Genomic DNA, 19,972 nt, shown 5'->3' on the forward strand with positions numbered 1-19,972 from the left:
TCAGGCGACGTCGATCCGGCCACCATTTCCTTCTACGACGAAGAAGGCATCAAGTCCGGCAACCTCGGTGAACGGCCTGCCTGACTGCTGCGCCAGGCTTGAGCAGATCTGATAGCGCAGGTTGCAGAGGCGATCCTGCTGGGCATGACCGAAATCGCCGTTGTAGTGGAGCACTTCGGACCGCTGGATGCGACGTTGATCGATTCGAAACTGGGATAGGCGCCATATTGGTGGTGGGCGGCGTTTGCCTCGCTGCGGCGGTGGAATTCATGCAAAAGCTCGTACGTAGCATGCCTCCGGCAGCTCCGAGCAGATTCTCATTGCCTCCGGGAGGCACAAACTGCGTGTATCCGTTGGAACTTCGCCGCTCAACCTCCTCGTTGGAGATCGGTCCGGTGATAACGCCAGCATCGGTAAGCAAGAGCCTGCCGCCAGGTACCAACAGTCTCGCCATTTCATCGAAGAACATTTCACGGTTACGAAGATGAACCATGACGTCCACTGAGATGACCGCATCGAATGATGAATCGGCGAACGGAGTCGGCAAGTTCAGATTTCTTGGTCCATGGATGATCGGCAACCTGGTCGAAACCCATGTCCTGGCTGTCAACGATCCTGCTTGCGACGTCGAACGTGCGCAACGGGTGCCGCTGCCGATAATGACTCGAGGCAGAAATTGATGAACGCCTCAACTTTCGCAGCTCGATGGCGCCGGGATGGAAAGAGCGCATACAGCGGAAATCTTTCGTCCGACCAGTCCGGGAAGAGGTCCACGAGCAAGCCATCACGCATTGCCTGCTCGACGCCAATCTCCATCACCTGGGCGATGCCAGCGCCGGCTATACACGCGCCGAGCATGGTTTCCACGTCCGACACAAGGAGGCGGCCCTCCGCGGGTATCTCCGTGACCTTCTTACCGCGATGGAACTCCCACTCAAAGGGCTTGGCCGTGACCGGGTTATAAAACATGATTCGCTCATGTTTGCCCACCTCCTGCGGATTTCCTGGCTTCCCGTGCTCAGCCACATACCGTGGAGAGGCGACCGTAATGATGCGCGTCTCGAGTAGCTTGCGCGCAATCAATGTTCCCATCGGCGGGGGCCCAAAGCGCACCGCAAGGTCAAATCCATCTGCCACGAGGTCGCCGACGTCGTCGCGCATGATGAGTTCGAGCGAAAGGTCAGGATGATGTGCCAGAAAATCTGGCAATCGTGACGCCAGCACCGTCCTTGAAAAGAACGGGTCAACGTTAACACGAAGCTTTCCCTGCACAACATTCGCTGAACCCGATGCCGCCGAAGCCGCCTCCTCGATGCCTGTCAGATGCGGACCAACCGCGTCAAATAGACGCCTCCCTTCGTCGGTCAGCGTCTGCGAGCGCGTCGTCCGGTCAAGCAGCCGTACGCCTACCCGCTTCTCGAGACGTGAAATAGCACGGCTAACGCCCGATGGCGACAATCCGAGAGCGTCTGCTGCGCGCACGAAACTGCCGCTCTCCGCGACTGCGGCAAGTACGGTGATGCCAGAAAACAACCGACCATCAAACGTCATGCCCTCTCCAATGCTCGTCTCATTTAGATAGTTTAATCACGAGTGATTTGAGTAGCACATACTTTATTCAACAATCAAAAAATGAGAAATTGTCCTCCTGAACGCTGCGGCGGCCTTCGCTGCAGACCTGAACCGGCTTGGGAATGCATCAATGGAAACTTTGAAGACACAGGGAATTGAACTGCCACGCCTCGGATTTGGCACATACCGTATGCCGGGTGGCGGCTGCCAGCCGGTAGTCGAAAGCGCGCTGGAGCTCGGATATCGACACATCGACACTGCCGAGATGTATCAGAACGAGGAAGCTGTAGGCGCCGCAATTGCCGCGTCGGGTCTCGCACGAAAGCAACTGCATCTGACGACCAAGGTATGGCACGAGAACCTCAAGCCGGAGTCCCTCCGGCGCGCGCTGGACGCCAGCCTCGGAAAGCTCGGTGTCGACTATGTTGACCTGTACATGGTGCATTGGCCGTCGCGTGACATGGACCTCAGCGCCATCATGGAGACAATGCTAGGCTTTCTGCAGAACGGCACAGTCCGCTCAATTGGTGTGTGCAATTTCAACATGACGATGCTGCGAAAAGCTATCGAGGAAATCGGCGCACCCATCGCCTGCCACCAGATTGAATACCACGCGTATCTAGACCAGTCGAAAATGCTGAGCTACTTGCGTCAGAAAGGCATTCCACTCGTCGCCTATGCCCCGCTTGCACAAGGCAGGGCAGCGAGCGACCCCGTACTTCAGGGAATCGGCGTCAAGCATGGCGTGACCGCTGCCCAGGTTGCTCTTGCGTGGCTTCTGGAACAGAACGGGGTGGCCGTTATTCCTAAGGCTCAACGCCGCGAAAGTCAGAAATCCAATCTCGACGCGCTGGCGGTGAAACTCGACGATGATGACCGGCACGCTATTGCGGTGTTGCCGAAGAACCACCGTTTCGTCACTCCGCCGTTCGCGCCGGAATGGGACGCGTAACCGTTGTCTTCGCACCGCAGGCAGTCCGTCCGCTAGTCATCGCCGCGGCTCTGGTGCGCAATCGAAGTTGATTCATCGACATCCGTTTAACAGAACTTCAGATTCTCGCGTGAACCGCCGTCGATTGCGGCAATCAATTTCAACTCACGCGAAACATTGCCTCGGAAGCAACAACCCTACTACTTCAGAGCGGCGAAACGGAAGGTTGAAATTGAGCAAACCGCCTCCAACTCGGGTTGGGCCCCGACACACGCGTACAAACAACATGAAAACTGGAAGCAAATTCAGGCTGGTCGCAGCAGCACTCCTTCTTGCAAGCGTCGGAACGGCAAACGCCGCCGGTTGCCTTAAGGGCGCTGTCGTCGGTGGTGTGGCCGGTCATTACGCCGGTCATCACGCGGTGGTCGGCGCGGTAGGCGGATGTATTGTCGGTCACCATCTCGCGAAACAGCACGCACAGGAGCAGGCGGCGCAGCGTGCGGCGGCACCGCGAGCAACTGCTCATTCTGCTTTTTAAGGCTGGCTTAATCCCGGTGTCCTGACGCTTGCATTACATCGACGTCATGTTTGGATTTGGATGCCCGGAGTGAGCCACCACTTGTTCCTTGCATCTACGAGACGCGGACGTTCACCGAACACGACAGCGGGCAGGTCACACGTGTCGCAATAGGCCGACGAACTGTCGACAGAAAATTGGTTGTGTGGCTGACTCCGAGGCCGGAAAGCCGTGAATTTATGCGTTTGGCTTTTCGTACCAGACGTAGTGACGAGTGACAACAACGCGATGGTGGCGGTGATTGACGATCACCATCATGCCCCTGCCGCAAGCGCCCAACCGCGAATGTCAGTCTGATTGCGACAGCGGACAGGCCTCATTGCGGCACTGGAGCCGTAATATTGCCACCAGCCCCTGTCCCTGCTTTATCGTCGTCAACTACGCTTGAGCCATGAGCGGATAAGTGTCCCGATTCATGACTTTTTTGTCATTTCCCGTCCATCTTGACGCAAGGATGTCTTTCTATAATTATCTGTCTGCCGTTTCGAAGAGCACTGCCGAGGCGATGTCAAGAGAGTTGCCAGTATCGGCATTTGATTGACGCTGCCTCAGCGCGATACGCTGCGCAGACGCAATTAGCGTCATGTACGATCTGCATTGAATGCACGACTTGCTGTGCGAGAGGGTTTTCATCATGCGTATCCTGATCGTCGAGGACGAACCGAAGATGGCCTCGTACCTTCGCAAAGGCTTAATGGAGGCAAGCTTCATCGTCGATGTATCTAACGATGGCAACGACGGTTTGTTTCTCGCGCTCCATGAAGACTACGATCTCATCGTACTCGACGTCATGCTCCCGGGCCTCGACGGGTTTGAGGTGCTCAAGCGCTTACGCGCGCAAAAACGCACACCTGTGCTCCTCCTGACCGCGCGCGATGCGGTCGAAGACAAGGTCGCCGGACTTGAATCAGGGGCGGACGACTATCTGGCGAAGCCGTTCGTCTACTCCGAATTTCTTGCGCGAATTCGCGCGGTGCTGCGCAGACCCACGCAATCGGTCGACACCGTGCTGCGTGTCGGCGATATGGAAATCGACCTCGTCAGGCGCCGTGTGCGTCGCGGGAACGTACGCATCGACCTGACTGCGCAGGAATTCACGCTTGTGAAACTGCTCGCCGAGAGGCAGGGCGAAGTGGTCACGCGCACAATCGTCACGTCACAGGTCTGGGACATGAACTTTGACAGCGATACGAACGTTGTTGAAGTGGCTGTCAAACGTCTGCGCACAAAGATCGACAACCCATTCGAGAAGAAACTAATCCATACGGTCCGTGGCATGGGCTATGTGATGGAAGAGCGACCATGACTGCCGTGGATGGAGCGTACTCGCTGCTCAGGCGTCTGAGTCTCGCGTTTACCATCGTCGCCATATTGGTGCTCTCGATGGCCGGCGGCCTCCTCTATCATTCGCTCTCCAGCCAACTCAGGCAACGCGACGACAGCGAGATTTCGGTCAAGCTCGACGAGTTTCTGGCGGCCGCTCGCAGATACGGCTCGGCGGAGGCGATTGGCAGCAATAGCGACCTGTTTCGAGAGGAATTGCTCGCGCATCCCGCAATCTCATTCGCCATACTGGATAGTCAAGGAAGGGTATTGGCCGACTCGGGCCGGCGGGACCAGCGCTTGCGGTCGATTGGGTCGGGCAATCCGGCAGAACAACAGCCTTATTCATGCTCTCCCCCGTCCATCGGGCCTTCGCGCTGCGTATTCGGCGACGAAACGCTGCCTTCAGGCGAAGCGATACGCGTGCTGCTCTCACATGAAGCGGCGACGCGCGACTCCGTTCTTCGCGAGTATCAAGGCGATGTATGGCTCGTGCTCCTCGGTGGTTCCGCGCTGATGGGTTTGCTTGGCTACGCCATCGCAAAGCGGGGATTGTCGCCGGTCAAAACCATCGGCCAGCGAATTTCGCGCATCGAAGCCCACAATCTTGGCGAGCGCCTCGATATAGGCGGTGGTCCCGTCGAACTCCATGACATCGCGGGTCCAGTGAACCGGATGCTCGACAGGCTTCAACGTGCATTTGAGCGACTCTCGCAGTTCTCGTCCGATCTGGCGCACGATATGCGCACGCCGCTCGCCAACATGATCAGCGCATCCGAAATCACGCTTTCGCGTCAGCGATCCACCGAGGAATACGAAGCGCTTATCGACTCGAACATCGAAGAATGCCAGCGCCTTCAACGGATGATCGAGACCATGCTGTTCCTCGCGCGAGCGGACCACTCAAAGGAACCGCTTCGGCTGGACGTACTCGATTGCCATGAAGAGTTCGCAAGGCTCACCTCGTACTTTGAAGGAGTGGCCGAAAACAAGGGCGTCCATTTCGGCATCGACGGCGCAATCCAGGTTCGCGCCGATCCGTCGATGCTTCGACGCGCCGTCAGCAACCTCGTATCGAACGCGCTTGCGCATGCCGACGCCGAATCGGAGATCGCGCTGCGCGCCTACCGGTCTGGCGAGTACGTCGCCGTGGAAGTCACGAATAACGGTCAAACCATCCCGCCGGAGCATATCGGCAAGATCTTCGACCGCTTTTATCGTATCAATTCTGCGCGGCAAGGGTCGGCGAAGAACATGGGGCTGGGCCTTGCCATCGTACGATCGATCATGGAGTTGCATCGTGGCCGAGTCGACGTCGTGAGCCGCGCCGGCTTGACGACCTTCACGCTTTACTTTCCTTCCGTTACCGCGTGACACCCTGAGTCGCCGTTCCGCGCAATCACGCGGCATCCTTTTCTCCCAGAGTTCCGTTAGCTGAACCGCGCAAGATGGCGCGCCCGCGTCCGCCTTCCGTCGGCAAGCCAACGGCGCATTCTGCGCGTGCCTTCCCAAGGTGTCCGAAATGACATCTTCCCGCCACCTCGTAATCAGACGCGCAACACGACAATACGCTCTCCAGCACTGAGGGAAGCCGTCGCCATACCTCAGAGTCCTAAGGTCTGTTCAAACATCGAGAGCTATCGTGAACATTCGCTATCGCAAGCGTCTGCAGCTGTCTGTCGGGGGAGCGGGCATCCTCATTCTTTGCGGTGCCCTGCTTTCCCTTCACTCGCGGACTTCCCCCGCGGCTACCGAGTCAGCGCTGCCAGCTACGGCAGTCGATCAGGCTCCGCCGTTGCCCACTACCGTAGACCTCTCACCCGAGGCGCTCGCGAACGTCAAATTGCAGTTCGCGAAAGCGGAGCTTCGGCCCGGTGTGCATACCATTGCCGCTACCGGCATTGTCGCATTCAACGCGAAGCGGCTCGCGCAGCTAGGCTCTCCTTCAAAGGCAAGGGTCGTTGCTGTCGATGTCGCCGCGGGTGACCATGTGCGTGCGGGGCAACGGCTCGCCACGCTCGACGAGTTCGACTTGAGCGACGTACGTAGTCAGGTCGCAAGCGCGTCCGCCGCGGTGGCGGACGCGCGGGCTGCAGCCGATGCGGCCAATGCAGCACTGCAGCGCGGCACCGAGCTCGTCACCGGAGGCGGTATCGCGCAGAGCGAGCTCGACCGCCGCCGTGCTGCCGTGGTCAATGCACAGGCCATGCTGAAGTCGCGGCAAGCAGACCTGCAGAAGTGGCAGGGCATGCAGCAGCGCCTGATGCCGATCGGTGCGCCGGCGAATCGAAGCAATGGAACGGCCACGCTGGCCCGACTGAGCCCGGGCGATTCGTTAGGTGCGCTCGTCGCGCCGTTCGACGGTGTCATCAGCAACGTGGGCGCGGCCGCCGGCGACATAGTCGACACGTCGTCGCCGATTGCGACGCTGGCCGATCTTTCGACAATGTGGGTCCAAGCCAACGTCCCTGAGCGCGAGGCCGCAGACGTACGCCCCGGTCAAACGGTGCTTGTCCACATTGATGCGTATGGCAATCGACAGTTCACCGGCCGTGTCATCGATGTCGCCGACCAGGTCGACATCAACACCGGCACCGTAGCGGTCCGCTGCGAGTTGCCTAACGGTGATGGCTCACTTCGCGCAAACATGTTCGGCACGGTCGAGATCCAGTCGCCGCTCGGTCGGGACACGACGCTTGTGCCCGACACGGCGCTCCAGGATGTGAATGGACAGACAGCCGTATTCATTCCTTCCGGCAACGGCCGTTTCACGTGGCGCGCCGTTCGCACCGGCTACGCCGCCGACGGCATGACGCAGATTCTCAGTGGCATGTCGGCCGGCACGTCCGTCGTCGCCGACGGCAGCTACTGGCTGAAGGCTGCGCTCATGAAGGGCTCCATTCCAGACGAAGGCTAATCCGCGAGCGTATGCCATGATTACCAAACTTGTCGAGGCAGCACTGCGAAATCGCGCCGCCGTGTTGATTCTCGTTGCCGTCCTGATTGTAGCCGGGCTATACAGCATGCAACGGCTGCCTTTCGATGCGGAGCCGGACATCTCGCCGCAGCAGGTGCTGGTGACGACCCAGGCGCCCGGGCTCGCGCCAGTCGATGTCGAGCGCTCGATCACGGCGCCAGTCGAGCTCGCGCTGCAGGGCTTGCCTGGCATGCAGAGCCTGCGCTCAATTTCGCGTTACGGTCTCTCCGTGATTTACGTGCGATTCGCCGACGATACGAACCTGTACCTCGACCGCAATCTGGTCGGTGAGCGGTTGCAGACGATACAGCTTCCACCCGGCACCAGCGCGCCGCAGATGGGGCCGCTGTCGGATGGCCTGAGCGAGATCTATCAGTTTCAGGTACGTGGCCACGGCCAGTCGCTGATGACGTTGCGCACGCTGCTCGACTGGCAGATCTCACCGAAGCTGCGCCAGGTGGAAGGCGTGGTCGACGTAAATGTGAACGGCGGCCTCCTGAAGACCTACGAAGTGCAGGTCGACGACAATGCGCTCACGCGTTATGGCCTGTCGGTCGGCGACATTTTCAATGCCGTTCAGATGAACAACGGCGCAACAGGCGGCGCGACAATCGAGCACAACGGCGGAGAATCGATCATCCGCGGCGAGGGGTTGCTGCGTAACACGACCGACATCGGCAACATCGTGCTTCGTACCGCTGCGGGCGGTGCGCCGCTTTACGTTCATGACGTGGCGCATATCGACGAAGCGCCAATGCCTCGGCTCGGCGCGGTCACGCGTGACGGCAAAGGCGAAGCCGTCGTCGGCGTCGTGCTGATGGGCATCGGGCAAAACACGCGCGTCGTTGCGCAGCGCGTGCAGGACGCAATCAAGGAGATCAACCGGACGCTGCCGCCCGGCGTGGAGGTTGCGCCCTACTACAACCGTGCGGACCTGATGGACCGGGTGCTGCATACGGTCGCTCACAACATGGTCGAGGGTGCCGTGCTCGTCATCGCGGTGCTGCTTTTGCTGCTCGGGAATGCGCGTGCAGGGCTGATCGTCGCAATGGCGATTCCGCTGTCGATGCTCGTCGCCGTCATCGCCATGTACGGTACGGGAATGTCGGGCAATCTGATGAGTCTCGGCGCGATCGATTTCGGCCTGCTTGTCGACGGTGCAGTGGTGATGATCGAAAACGTCGTGCGGCGGCGTTCCGAAGCGCCGAATCAGCCGTTACGCCCGCTCGTGCAGGAGGCAGCAAAAGAAGTCTCCCGGCCTGTGACGTTCGCGGTCCTCATCATCACGGCCGTCTACCTGCCGATACTGAGCCTTCAGGGTATTGAAGGCAAAATGTTCCGGCCGATGGCGATGACCGTTATCTTCGCGCTGCTCGCGTCGCTCGTCCTCACACTGACGGTCATGCCGGTGCTCGCTAGCCTGTTGCTGCGCGGCAAGGTCGCAGAGCGTGAGAGCCGCATCCTTCACTGGGTGCGCCTGCGCTATGAGCCGATTCTCGCGCGTGCCGCGCAACAGCCTGCGCTGACGATGGGGCTCGCCGTCGCGTTGCTCGCGGTCGCGGCCTTCGCCGCCACGAGGCTGGGCGCTGAATTTTTACCGCGCCTGGACGAAGGGGCGCTGACCGTCACGACGACGAAGCTGCCCGGCATTTCCGTGCCGTCGGCGGTCCAGGCGCAAACCATGGTCGAACGCACGCTGATGCACTTTCCCGAAGTGCAGTCGGCTGTCACGCTCGGCGGCAGCTCGGAGATTCCGACCGACCCGATGGGCGTGGAGCAAAGCGACACCTTCATCATGCTGAAGCCGCAGTCCGAGTGGAAGACGGCGCAAACCCAGGACGGGCTCGTCGCCGAGTACTCCGCGGCGCTGGATCGCGCTGTTCCGGGCTTGGCGCTCAATTGGGCGCAACCGATCCAGATGCGCATGGACGACATGATCGCGGGCGTTCAGGCCGATGTTGCCGTGCAGATTCATGGCAACGATCTGCAAACGCTGCACGATACGGGCGAGCGGGTGGCGGCCGTGATTTCACGAGTGCCGGGCGCGGCTGATGTACAGGCGCAGCAGACGATAGGCCAGCCTTACGTGCGTGTCATCGTCAGGCGCGACGCGGTTGCCCGGTACGGGCTGAATGCTAGCCAGGTGCTCGATATGGTTCAGTCGCTGGGCGGGCGCACGATTGGGACGATTGTCGACGGTGAGGGCCAGTTCAGCATCCGGGTTCGCATGCAGTCGCAGGATCGCAACGATGTGACGCGAATCGGTGCGCTACGCATCAGCAATGGCGATGGCCGTGAAGTGCCGTTGTCGGAGGTGGCGGACATCCGCATGGAGCCGGGACCATCGACCATTGAACGCGAAGAGGGCCGGCGCGTCATCCTCGTTCAGGCCAACGTGCGAGGGCGCGACCTCGCCGGCTTCGTCGTCGCCGCACAACGTGCAGTCGAGACGCAGGTCAAGCTTCCGCCCGGCTATACGGTTTCGTGGGGCGGCAGCTTCAAGAACCTGCAGGACGCAATGGCGCGCCTTTACGTCGTGGTGCCCATCTCGCTTGTCACGATCTTTGCGTTGCTCTACCTGATGTTCGGCAGTGCCAGCCTTGCAGCGCTCATCTTCTGCAACGTGCCGTTTGCAGCAATCGGCGGCATTTTCGCCCTCTGGATACGCGGGCTGCCGTTCAGTATTTCCGCTGCGGTCGGTTTTATCGCGCTCTTCGGTATTGCCGTGCTCAACGGCGTCGTGCTGGTCAGCAGCATCGTCGAATCGCGCGCTCGCGGCCTGAGTGCCGTCGAGGCTGCGAAACACGCTGCCGCGACCCGGCTGCGGCCTGTCCTCATGACGGCAACCGTAGCGAGCCTCGGCTTCCTGCCGATGGCCTTCTCGATGAGCTCCGGGGCGGAAGTTCAGCGTCCACTTGCGACAGTCGTCATTGGCGGTCTCGTGTCGGCGACCTTACTGACACTGCTGGTTTTGCCAACCGTTTATCCCTGGTTCGATCGCCGCAAAAGCACGGCGCGTCTTGCGCACGTCCCCGAGCGCGAAACGCAATTCGCAGAATGATAGAAGGAGGCTATAACGTGATCGCTCTCAAACGTTCATCCACGCTGTTGATCCCACTACTGCTGGCGGCCTGCGCGGTAGGTCCTGACTTCAGGCAGCCGGCCGCCCCAAGCGGCGCGGGTTACACGCAGGCTCCGCTGCCTTCGAAGACCGCTGCGGCCCCCGGCGCAGTGGGAGAGGCGCAGCAATTCGCTGTTGGCGGCGATATTCCGGGCCAATGGTGGACGCTGTTCCAGTCGCCGGAGCTCAACACGATGATCGACCGCGCGTTCAAGGCGAGCCCAACCATCGCTGCCGCACAGTCCGCGCTTGCCGTGGCCCGTGAGAACATGCTGAGCCAGAGGGGGACGCTCTTTCCGAGCATCGGCGTCGACGCGTCAGGCAGCAGAAATGAAACGGCCACGGCGAGCCTTGCACCCGTCGCCGCGAACAACCAGCGCATTTACTCGCTCTACACGGGCGAGCTGACCGTGTCGTATTCACTCGACGCATTCGGCTTGAATCGCCGCATGATCGAATCAGTATCCGCGCAAGCCGACAATCAGCGTTTCGAACTGGAAGCGGCCTATCTGACGTTGAGCAGCAATCTCGCGCTTGCAGCGTTCAACGTTGCTTCGCTGCGCGGGCAGATCGCTGCGCAGCAGGAGGTGATCAAAGCCCATGTCGAACTCCTCGACATTCTCCGGCGCGAAAGCATGCTCGGTGAAATTGCCGAGGCGGACGTCCTGCAACAGGAAGCAGTGCTTGCGCAGGCGCAGGCCGCGATACCGCCGCTCGAGAAACAACTGGCGCTGCAGCGCGACGCGTTGATCGCGCTCATGGGCGGCTTTCCGAACGAGGATGTCGCGGCCGATTTCGACCTGTCCTCCTTGCACCTACCCGAGGATCTTCCCGTCAGTCTGCCATCGACCCTCGTGGAGCGCCGGCCCGACATTCTTGCCGCGTCTGCGGCATTGCATGCGGCTAGCGCGCAGGTGGGTGTCGCGATCGCCAATCGGTTGCCGCAAATTTCGTTGACAGCCGCCCTGGGAACTTCGCCCAGTGCCATCGCGAACGCATTTACGCCGTACAACCAGTTCTTCACCATTGTCGGGAAGGTCGCCCAGCCGATCTTCCAGGGTGGAGCGCTGCTGCATCGCCAGCGCGCGGCGCAGGCGGCATTCGATCAGGCCAGCGCCCAATACCGCTCAACGGTGATCAACGCATTTCAGAACGTTGCCGATGTATTGCAGAGCGTGCAGGCGGACGCGAAGACGTTGCAGGCGACCGTCAATGCGGAGCAGGCTGCCTCGCGCAGTGTGGCTATCGAACGTGAAAAGCTGCGCTCAGGCGAAGCGTCTTATCTGTCAGTGCTGACCGCGGAGCAGACCTGGCAAATGGCGCGCATTGCGTCGATACAGGCAAGGGCCGCCAGACTGGCGGATACCGCAGCCTTGTTCCAGGCCGTGGGCGGCGGCTGGTGGAATCGGTCCGATTCACTCGTCTCGACGTTCCCGTCAAACCAACCGCGATAAAACAGATCATGAAACGACTTTGTACGATTTTTGCGTTTGCGATCGTGCTAGCCGGTTGCGCGACCCAGTCGCAATCGCGCCATCTCACCTCGAACCGACAGACATCGGATGGCACCGTAGTCGACTACGCTGGCGTGCCCTGCCGCAATCAGAATATGCATGTGAAATCGCCCCTCTGCTTGTATCCGCGGACCCTGCACGCGTCACACGGAGCCCATATGAGGTTTTGATAAATCATCTCCGCTCGAGACGCGCACCGTGTGCGGGATTCTTCAACGACTCGAAGCGCGCCTCGCTGCTATCCGCGAGAATGGCATCGATGGACACAACGTTGTGCACCATGTTGTCGTATTCGATGGCGTTTACCCCTCTGCGGACCACGGCCACAAGATGCTTTTCAACACCCTGCCAGGTCACGTCACACATTACCAAAAGGTCATTTTCGGGCCATGTCGGGTTCATGCGTACGACGCAACAATGGAAAAAACGGAATCGTCGATCTTTTTCGACAGTGGAAACAATCGACGCGGTCCGTCAACTCAGTCCATTGGGGTTCAATTGATGTTATCGCGACTACCTACATTAAACCGTCTGATTGTCATCTCGGCTCTGCTCGCATCGATCGCAGGGTGCGCAGATTCGCCGAATGGAGCGGCCTACTCCTCCGCTCGCAACGAAACGCCGCGCCGGCCACACGCATATCCCTGCCAAGACATGCATGTGAAAACGGTCAACTGTCCGGTGACCTGAACACACGTGGGGGTTGTCACGTTGTAGGCGGCTTTGTCGCGATAACGATTTCAAGGTGAGCAAAGTCTGATGTGAACAGGACTACCTATGCAGCCAACGAATAGAACTGCTCAGCAGGAATTTGTCGGGCGCCGTTGTCTTTCATCTGCCCCTTGGCGATCATGTGCGCCACCTCGATACCACCAAGCAGAATGCGGGCGCACCGAAAATTCTTGAACCCGAGCATGGGTCGGGTGCGCCGCTTGATCGCGCGGTGGTCCTGTTCGATGACGTTGTTCAGGTACTTCGTCTGGCGGATCTTGATGGGCGTTTCGCGCTCGGCGTTGATGGCTTCCAGCGCAGCCAGATTGGCGCCACTTTTGTCGATCGTCACCGTCTCGGGTTCGCCATTTTGGGCGATCGATTTTTCGAAATACCGGCGCGCCGCGGCCTTATCCCGATGGGCCCGCAACAGAAAATCGATGGTGTTACCGTCCTTGTCGACGGCGCGATACAGGTATTTCCATTGGCCCTTGACCTTAATGTAGGTCTCGTCGACGCGCCAGCTCTTGCCGACAGGGCGTTTGTGACGGCGAAACGCTTTCTCCAGCACCGGCAACAGCTTGAGGGCCCAGCGATGCACGGTTGAATGATCGACCGAGATGCCTCGCTCCTCCATCATTTCTTCCAGGTTTCGCAGGCTTAGCGCATAAGACACGTACCAACGCACGCACGTCAGGATTACATCAAGTGGGTAATGCAGGCGTTTGAGCACTCGAGCCACGGCCGGATTCAGCGTCTTCATCAAGCTTTTAGTCATTAATCTTGTTCCGCACATCATAGCGGACCGCCTTATTGCGACAGAACCCACAAAGGTCCGTTGTCTGGACGGAACCGATGTTCGAACGTCCGTGTGAAACGGTGGAACAAAATCCGCCGAAGGCCGGCTGCTGGTGCACGGACCGGCAATCCGTGCGCCAGCACTCATCCGGCCAGTGACAAATTTCCTTCGCGTTGACCAAACACCTGTTCCCAAGGCGCGACCGCCATGGGAACCTCGCGTCGTCGCGAGTGGGCACTTTTACTGTCGCAACGGTGGCAGATTTAATCCGGTCTACGCGTGGCGAGCCTATTTTGCAGTCGACGGCATCACCGACGTCGCCGCCTTTCCCGACCACATCGATGACATCCGCTTTGTCCGGCAGCTCCCCGGCAAGGTAGCCGGGCTGCGCAACATGAACGAACGCCCGAGAAGGCTCTACGCCACAGGCGAGATCGAGGCCGTGGACATGCGGGCGGCCGGCCAGCTGCTGCATGAGCAGATCAACCGGGTGCTCGATCTCGTTCGCTTCGAGTACGACCACGCGAACATCAGCGTCGCGGATGACTTTGCCGCGTGCCGCTCCGCCGGCGGGTACTGGCGTGTGCTGCCGATTCCGAAGGTGGTGCCCAATCCGCGCGCGGCCGTCAGCGGCGAGGAGCTGCACCGGTTCGCCGGCAATGTCAGCCGCCTTGTGACCGGCGAGCGGTTTTCGCAGGAGGGGCGTGACAGGGTACTGGCCGCCTTCCGCCTGTATCGGACGGGCGCGGATGCGACCAACTTCGAGAACAAGCTCGTCAACTGGTCGACCGGGCTGGAACAGCTTGCGAAGGGCGGAGGAGGAACCAGCTCGATCGGCGGGGCGGTCGAGTCAAGTCTGACGCCCGTGCTGATGGGGGTCTCGATCGCCAACCACCTCGGCGCCTATCGCGAGGTGTTGCTGGAGCAGTCGATCGAACTCGTCGATCCGGGCGACGGTCAGCCGGTCGCGCTCAAAGAACTGGACCTCGCGCAGCTCTACACTGTCCTTGCTCAACCGGCGCATCGCCAGACGATCAACGACCGGCTGCGGGACCTGCCGTTCACACAGATGCGCTTTGACCAGTTCATGGGTTTCCTCGCCTCGCCGACCGACATGAAGACAGTTCTTGCGTTCCGGTGCAAATCGGAGGAGCCGATAGGTTACGCTCGGGTGTTGACGAGCGCGAGCAGGCAATGAGTAAGCTGATAGACATCGACAGGCTGTTCAACGGCCGCCACTTTGACCGCGAAGTCATTGTCCTGTGTGTGCGTTGGTATCTGCGTTACAAGCTTAGCCTTCGAAACCTCGTTGAAATAATGGCCGAGCGCGGCCTGTCGCTGGCGCACACTACGATCATGCGCTGGGTAAAACGCTTCGCGCCGGAGTTCGTCAAGCGCTGGAATCGATTTGCGAGATCCGCTGGCCGTTCATGGCGAGTCGACGAGACGTATGTGAAGGTTCGTGGCAAATGGGCCTATCTTTACCGTGCAGTTGACCGCGCAGGAAAGACGGTCGACTTCCGGCTCAGCGCCAGGCGCGATGTCGCTGCGGCTAAGGCTTTCTTCGTGAAGGCGATCAACAGTCAAGGGCTCGCCCCGAAGACCATCACGCAGGACGGCTACGCGGCGTCTCACCGCGCGGTGCGCGAAATGAAGACTGACGAGTTGCTTCCCGAGGACACGACGTTGCGATCGTCGAAGTATTTGAACAACTTAATCGAGCAGGATCATCGCAACATCAAGTCCAGGGTCAATGCGATGCTCGGCTTCAAACGCTTCAGGAACGCCGCCGTTACTATCTCAGGCATCGAATTGATGCATCGCATTCGAAAGGGTCAGTTTAACCTCACACAGCTGCGCCTCAAAGATACCACTGCGCCTGCAGTTTGGATGGCAGTCCTCTCAGATCGATGATGTAACGGCGATTAGTCGTCTATCTTTCGCTCGCGCCGGTAATTTGCACCAGAGCCGGTCGGGTCGCATTCCGTATTGCGCTACTGGGATGGGAAGTTATGGCATGCAGATGGACAAGTCTGCAGTAAACAGGACTGGCCGCGCAGATTACAAAATCCAGTCCTGATACGGCAGACAAATCTAGCCCCCTCAGAAAACCCGCAACCAGTTGTAAACGAAATTCTCAAGCATAGCGCCCATGCCGCGTCGCGCCATCAAGCTCAGGCATCTCGAGGAACCAGTGTGCTTCCTTCGAGATGAAATCAGGTTCGCCGTTGACCTCCACACGTCGATGTCGTTACACTTGATGTCTGGCCATCGCTCCTTCGCCTCCCGGCTCATGGATCTAAAGCAGATTCAGTATTTCATCGCGCTGTTCGAAGATGGCTCCGTAACGCGGGCCGCGAAGCGGCTCAATATCGTGCAGCCCGCGCTCAGCATGCAGATCTCCAAGCTTGAAACGGAACTGAACAGCCAGCTCTTTGAGCGCGGCCCGCATGGCATGACCCCCACCGACGCCGCACGGCAGATGTACCGCCTCTACATGCCGATCATGCGCGACATCGACCACGCGCGCGAGCAGCTCTGCCGGCACGATGTGATCGTGGCCGGGCGTATCTCGCTCGGGATGGTGGCGTCGGAAGCGCAGAGCGTCCTGCCGGAATCGCTCGCGCTATTCAACGCGCTCTACCCACATGTCGAGGTGTCGGTGGCCGATGGTTTCAGCGCGCAACTGATCGACGCGGTGGAAGCGGGCCGGCTCGACGCGGCCATCATCAACCGGCCCCGCGGGCGCCTGTCGCTCGATACGTCTCCACTGGTAGTCGAAGAGATGGTGCTCGTCACGAGCGCGGAACACGGCCCTGCGCTGCCCGACACCATTACGGCATCCGCGCTGACGGAGCTCGAGCTCGTGCTGCCGACGCGCCGCAACGGCCTGCGCGGCGTGCTCGACGCCGCGCTGCTGAATGCCGACATCGTGATCAAGCCGCAGTTCGAGATCGACCTGCTGACCACGATCGTGCAATTTGTCGAACAAAGCAGCATCGCGACGATCATGCCGCGCGTGGTCGTGCAGCGGAAGGTCGACGACAGCCTGCTGCGCGCGACCCCGATCTCGGCGCCGCGCATCGTGCGTCACATCGTTTGCGTGAGCCATCCGAAGCGGCCGATCGGTCCTGCCACGACCGAGCTCATCGACATCATCGCCGACCAGATCCGCCGCGTCACAACGGGGATCGAGATCGCGGACCCCGATCCGGCCAACGGCAACCAGGCGTGAGCCGCTTCGCTGGTGCTGTCCTTCCGCCGGCTGGCGCGCGTCGCTACGCGCATCGCTGCGGATAACGAACGGCGCGACGCAAGTCGGCCTATCGCGCGCGGTCGCGCGATCAGTACGGGTCGCGCACCGGCGTGTTGTCGAGCTTGCCGAGCGTCTCCGGCACGACGAACGCGCCGATGAGAAATATCACGCTGATCGCGCCGACGAACACGGCAAGCGTCATCGGCAGATCGAGTGGCGTCTTCGCGACCAGCGAGACGAGCGTGGGCATCATCCCGCCGATCGCAAAGCCAATATTCCACGACAGACCCGTGCCGGTCGCGCGGATCGCCGTCGGAAACCGCTCGTTCAGGAAGATCAGAATCGGCGCATAACCTGCGCTGCCGAGCGCACTCAGGATGACCGCGTAGACACCGACCATCGTGATGGTCTGCGCCGTCGGCAACAGCAGGAACAGTGCGGGCAATGCAAACAGACGGATTGCGCCGAGCAGGATGAAGGTCCGTTTGCGGCCGATGAACGTGCTCAGGTGACCGGCCGCGACCGATGCGATTACCACGGCCACGCTGCACAACATAAGGATCGCAGCAGCCGTCCCATTCGGTGCGTGATTGACGACCTTGAGGAAGGTCGGCAGATAACCCGACGTCAGGTAATAGCCGCTGCCGCCGCCGATCGTCAGCAGCAGGTTGACGAACAGGATCGAACGATAGTCGCGCGAGAACAGCGTGCGGATCGGCGAACGAACCACCTCGACCGGCGCGTTACGCGTCTTGTCGGCGGCGGCACGCGCGGCCTTTTCCGCGGCAAGCTTTTTCCACAGCGGCGATTCTTCGAGACTGTTGAAGACGAAGAGTCCGAGCACCGAGCTGATGATCCCGGTGAAGAACATGCAGCGCCAGCCCCACACGTCGAACAGGTCGCCGGGAAACAGCGACGACATCGCGAGATACGTCAGCGAAGCGAGCAGCGCACCAAGGCCTGCCCCTCCGCCGCCAATCAGCCCCGACACCGCGCCGCGATACTTCAGCGCAACGGATTCCGTGCCGATCGTGTGCGTCGACGCCACCACGCCGCCGACGAATACGCCCTGCACGAGACGCAGCAGCAGAAAGAGCACCGGCGCGATCACGCCCACCTGTGCAACGGTCGGCAGCAAACCGAACGCCGCCGTCGACAGACCGACACCGACCACCGCGAGAATCATCGCGCCCTTGCGGCCGCGCCGGTCCGCATACGAGCCGAACAACGCGGATCCGAGCGGCCGCATCAGCAGCGTGACGGCGAACGACGCATACACCGCGGCGAGCGACAGCATCGCGTGTTCGGAGGGGAAGAACAACCGGCCGACCACCGGTGCGACGAACAACAGGACGAACAGATCGAACAGATCGAGCGCCCATCCCAGACACGAGGCTACCACTGCGCCCATCACCTGCCGCCTGTTGATTGCGGGCACGGCGGCGCCACTTTGCGCTGCAACGGACATCATCATCTCCTAAGTTAATACCGGGCTGGCCCAGATGTGAACTCACCCGATGTGCGACGCGCTTCGGCCTCGTGAAAGGCACGGCGCGCTCTTGTTACGTTGACGAAAATCGTTATGACGTCAGGCGAGCCAGACCGCGCTGGTCTTGCGCCGCAAACTGCGTCTTGCCGAGCATCGCGTCGGCGATCTTCTCGGCGATCATGATGGTCGGAATGTTCGTGTTGGCTGACGGCAGACGCGGCATCAGCGAAGCATCGACCACCCGTAGCACATGCGCGCCATGCACTCGCCCTTCGGTATCCGTCACGGCGCTGCGCTCGCGCGCGTCGCCCATCCGGCAAGTACCGCTCGCATGCCAGACGCCGAACACGTTCGCGCGAATGAAGTCGTTCAATGCGCGCTCGTTTGTGAGTACCGACGACATCTGCACGCCGCGCGTGAAGAAGCGTTCGATCAACGCCCGACGCATCGGTGCGGGTGTATCGAGCAGCAGCCCCAGCAGCGACGTGATCACCGCATTGGCTTTACTCACGCGGCTCAACGCCTTCACGCGCGGCGAAAAAGCGGCGGGGAAAAAGTCGCGCTGATCCTCGCTCAGGCCCGAGGCCGCGACCACACGCGCCAACATGCGCACGCCCGCGGCGAGCCGCGCGACATCGCGTTCGTCGTCGAGCAGATTTAGATCGACCTGCGGTGCGGCGACCGGATCGCTCGAAACGAGTTGCACGCGGCCGCGCGAATACGGACGGTTGCACCACAGGAAAAACAGGCCAAGCCGGCTACCGAGTGCATGCCACGCGGCGCGCGTCGCGCTCGACAGGTACAGATCGGACGCCTCGCAATCCGCGACGCCCGACGTGAATCGCACTGCCGTCATGCTGGCGCGGCGCCGCGCGAGCGGCATGCGAAAGCGCGGCTCGAGAAAATGACAGAACGTCAGCGACGGATGGTCCTGCAGATTCCGCCCGACGCCCGGCAGATCGAGCACACACTCGATGCCGCGTGCGGCCACCCCTTCCATCACGATGCGCTCGACGCGCAGGTTCGAAAAGATATGCAGGTTCGGCCGCTTGCGTGTTTCTGCATCGAGATAGGCGACCGCGGTCGATACGCGCCGGTCGTCGCGATTCGAAAACGCGCCCGGAAAATAGCCGTCGTCGAACTGCGCGTTCTGGTCCTGCAACGCCGCGAAGCCGTTGCTGCGCAATCCGTGGGCGAACGCGTTGCAAAACGGCGGCCACTGCTGCGGCATGATGCGGCGGATCGGCACCGGTCCATCCGCACCGTGCAGCGGACCATATGGAAAGTCGACGTCGCTCTCGAGCTTGCGAAAATACGGCAGCACGTCATCCCACGCCCAGCCTGCCGCACCGCTCGCGGCCCAGTCGTCGTCGTCCCGCGGCAGGCCGCGATTGGCCGACTGCACGTTGATGCTCGAACCGCCACCCATCACGCGGCCCTGCTCATAGACTTTAGCCGCCGACTTCCGCGTGGCCTTCGCCTTGAGCTCAGGCCAGATCCAGGTCTCCCCGCAGAAAACAGGCATCGGGTAGCTGTCGAGGATCGCCTCCGGCACCGCGCCCGGCGGCGTATCCGCACCCGCCTCGATCAATGCGACGCTCACCGACGGCACGGCCGACAGCCGATGCGCGAGCACGCATCCTGCCGACCCACCGCCGACGATCACATAATCGAAACGCGCGCTTACCCGCTCCATGCCTGT

16 protein-coding genes are annotated in these 19,972 nt (G+C 60.8%); 10 read left to right on the plus strand and 6 right to left on the minus strand.

The features are described from left to right. Positions 1 to 49 precede the first annotated feature (49 nt). The gene (locus P3T25_RS31435) at positions 50 to 610 is read right to left on the minus strand and encodes a class I SAM-dependent methyltransferase (RefSeq protein WP_429360800.1); all 561 of its coding nucleotides are present in this window, start codon (positions 608 to 610) and stop codon (positions 50 to 52) included. Continuing rightward, entirely contained in the window at positions 607 to 1,551 is a 945-nt protein-coding gene (locus P3T25_RS31440; RefSeq protein ID WP_154565341.1) for a LysR family transcriptional regulator, read from the minus strand. Before P3T25_RS31440 ends, P3T25_RS31435 begins: the two co-directional genes overlap by 4 nt. Before the next feature lie 151 nt (positions 1,552 to 1,702). Here P3T25_RS31440 and P3T25_RS31445 point away from each other — a divergent pair, with 151 nt between their 5' ends. From P3T25_RS31445 to P3T25_RS31475, 7 genes are all read left to right on the plus strand, one after another. Beyond that, on the plus strand, positions 1,703 to 2,524 hold the full coding sequence (locus P3T25_RS31445) for an aldo/keto reductase (RefSeq protein WP_171928551.1): 822 nt from the start codon (positions 1,703 to 1,705) through the stop codon (positions 2,522 to 2,524). A gap of 265 nt (positions 2,525 to 2,789) precedes the next feature. Next, on the plus strand, positions 2,790 to 3,041 hold the full coding sequence (locus tag P3T25_RS31450) for a hypothetical protein (RefSeq protein WP_166618277.1): 252 nt from the start codon (positions 2,790 to 2,792) through the stop codon (positions 3,039 to 3,041). A 673-nt stretch (positions 3,042 to 3,714) separates the two neighbouring features. After that, positions 3,715 to 4,386, plus strand: coding sequence for a heavy metal response regulator transcription factor (locus P3T25_RS31455; RefSeq protein ID WP_154565339.1), 672 nt, complete (start codon positions 3,715 to 3,717; stop codon positions 4,384 to 4,386). After that, positions 4,383 to 5,777: a heavy metal sensor histidine kinase gene (locus tag P3T25_RS31460; RefSeq protein ID WP_171928550.1), complete on the plus strand. Its 1,395-nt coding sequence runs from the start codon at positions 4,383 to 4,385 to the stop codon at positions 5,775 to 5,777. Before P3T25_RS31455 ends, P3T25_RS31460 begins: the two co-directional genes overlap by 4 nt. Positions 5,778 to 6,045: 268 nt before the next feature. Then, the gene (locus tag P3T25_RS31465; protein ID WP_154565337.1) at positions 6,046 to 7,320 is read left to right on the plus strand and encodes an efflux RND transporter periplasmic adaptor subunit; all 1,275 of its coding nucleotides are present in this window, start codon (positions 6,046 to 6,048) and stop codon (positions 7,318 to 7,320) included. Positions 7,321 to 7,336: 16 nt separating this feature from the next. Next, on the plus strand, positions 7,337 to 10,441 hold the full coding sequence (locus P3T25_RS31470) for an efflux RND transporter permease subunit (RefSeq protein ID WP_429360804.1): 3,105 nt from the start codon (positions 7,337 to 7,339) through the stop codon (positions 10,439 to 10,441). A 17-nt stretch (positions 10,442 to 10,458) separates the two neighbouring features. Further along, positions 10,459 to 11,955 carry an efflux transporter outer membrane subunit gene (locus P3T25_RS31475; RefSeq protein WP_168435900.1) on the plus strand — a complete coding sequence of 499 codons (1,497 nt, stop codon included), beginning with the start codon at positions 10,459 to 10,461 and terminating at the stop codon, positions 11,953 to 11,955. Positions 11,956 to 12,189: 234 nt separating this feature from the next. On the opposite strand, the gene P3T25_RS31480 is transcribed toward P3T25_RS31475, so the two are convergent. Beyond that, positions 12,190 to 12,417: a hypothetical protein gene (locus P3T25_RS31480; protein ID WP_154565334.1), complete on the minus strand. Its 228-nt coding sequence runs from the start codon at positions 12,415 to 12,417 to the stop codon at positions 12,190 to 12,192. A 373-nt stretch (positions 12,418 to 12,790) separates the two neighbouring features. After that, positions 12,791 to 13,489, minus strand: coding sequence for an IS6 family transposase (locus tag P3T25_RS31485; RefSeq protein ID WP_171928547.1), 699 nt, complete (start codon positions 13,487 to 13,489; stop codon positions 12,791 to 12,793). A 190-nt stretch (positions 13,490 to 13,679) separates the two neighbouring features. On the opposite strand from P3T25_RS31485, the gene P3T25_RS31490 reads away from it, so the two are divergent. From P3T25_RS31490 to P3T25_RS31500, 3 genes are all read left to right on the plus strand, one after another. Beyond that, positions 13,680 to 14,723, plus strand: a complete 1,044-nt coding sequence (locus P3T25_RS31490) for a hypothetical protein (protein ID WP_429360806.1) — start codon at positions 13,680 to 13,682, stop codon at positions 14,721 to 14,723. Next, a complete protein-coding gene (locus tag P3T25_RS31495) occupies positions 14,720 to 15,439 on the plus strand; it encodes an IS6 family transposase (protein ID WP_154567047.1) in 720 nt (239 codons plus the stop codon). The genes P3T25_RS31490 and P3T25_RS31495 overlap by 4 nt, the downstream gene beginning before the upstream one ends. Positions 15,440 to 15,818: 379 nt before the next feature. Next, positions 15,819 to 16,760, plus strand: a complete 942-nt coding sequence (locus tag P3T25_RS31500; protein ID WP_429260011.1) for a LysR family transcriptional regulator — start codon at positions 15,819 to 15,821, stop codon at positions 16,758 to 16,760. A gap of 109 nt (positions 16,761 to 16,869) precedes the next feature. On the opposite strand, the gene P3T25_RS31505 is transcribed toward P3T25_RS31500, so the two are convergent. Together P3T25_RS31505 and P3T25_RS31510 are read right to left on the minus strand one after the other, a co-directional pair. Continuing rightward, complete coding sequence (locus tag P3T25_RS31505; protein ID WP_266239189.1) at positions 16,870 to 18,249, minus strand: MFS transporter; 1,380 nt, start codon at positions 18,247 to 18,249, stop codon at positions 16,870 to 16,872. A gap of 112 nt (positions 18,250 to 18,361) precedes the next feature. Next, complete coding sequence (locus tag P3T25_RS31510; RefSeq protein WP_429360808.1) at positions 18,362 to 19,966, minus strand: GMC family oxidoreductase; 1,605 nt, start codon at positions 19,964 to 19,966, stop codon at positions 18,362 to 18,364. Positions 19,967 to 19,972 lie beyond the last annotated feature (6 nt).

Source organism: Paraburkholderia sp. GAS32 (assembly GCF_050434225.1).
GTDB classification, from domain to species: Bacteria; Pseudomonadota; Gammaproteobacteria; order Burkholderiales; family Burkholderiaceae; genus Paraburkholderia; species Paraburkholderia madseniana.

What these genes read in the sequence shown, in the direction of transcription:
- P3T25_RS31440 (WP_154565341.1), bottom strand. Translation starts at nt 1,551, where the DNA reads ATGACGTTTGATGGTCGGTTGTTTTCTGGCATCACCGTACTTGCCGCA.
- P3T25_RS31445 (WP_171928551.1), top strand. Translation starts at nt 1,703, where the DNA reads ATGGAAACTTTGAAGACACAGGGAATTGAACTGCCACGCCTCGGATTT.
- P3T25_RS31450 (WP_166618277.1), top strand. Translation starts at nt 2,790, where the DNA reads ATGAAAACTGGAAGCAAATTCAGGCTGGTCGCAGCAGCACTCCTTCTT.
- P3T25_RS31455 (WP_154565339.1), top strand. Translation starts at nt 3,715, where the DNA reads ATGCGTATCCTGATCGTCGAGGACGAACCGAAGATGGCCTCGTACCTT.
- P3T25_RS31460 (WP_171928550.1), top strand. Translation starts at nt 4,383, where the DNA reads ATGACTGCCGTGGATGGAGCGTACTCGCTGCTCAGGCGTCTGAGTCTC.
- P3T25_RS31470 (WP_429360804.1), top strand. Translation starts at nt 7,337, where the DNA reads ATGATTACCAAACTTGTCGAGGCAGCACTGCGAAATCGCGCCGCCGTG.
- P3T25_RS31480 (WP_154565334.1), bottom strand. Translation starts at nt 12,417, where the DNA reads ATGAACCCGACATGGCCCGAAAATGACCTTTTGGTAATGTGTGACGTG.
- P3T25_RS31485 (WP_171928547.1), bottom strand. Translation starts at nt 13,489, where the DNA reads ATGAAGACGCTGAATCCGGCCGTGGCTCGAGTGCTCAAACGCCTGCAT.
- P3T25_RS31495 (WP_154567047.1), top strand. Translation starts at nt 14,720, where the DNA reads ATGAGTAAGCTGATAGACATCGACAGGCTGTTCAACGGCCGCCACTTT.
- P3T25_RS31500 (WP_429260011.1), top strand. Translation starts at nt 15,819, where the DNA reads ATGGATCTAAAGCAGATTCAGTATTTCATCGCGCTGTTCGAAGATGGC.
- P3T25_RS31505 (WP_266239189.1), bottom strand. Translation starts at nt 18,249, where the DNA reads ATGTCCGTTGCAGCGCAAAGTGGCGCCGCCGTGCCCGCAATCAACAGG.
- P3T25_RS31510 (WP_429360808.1), bottom strand. Translation starts at nt 19,966, where the DNA reads ATGGAGCGGGTAAGCGCGCGTTTCGATTATGTGATCGTCGGCGGTGGG.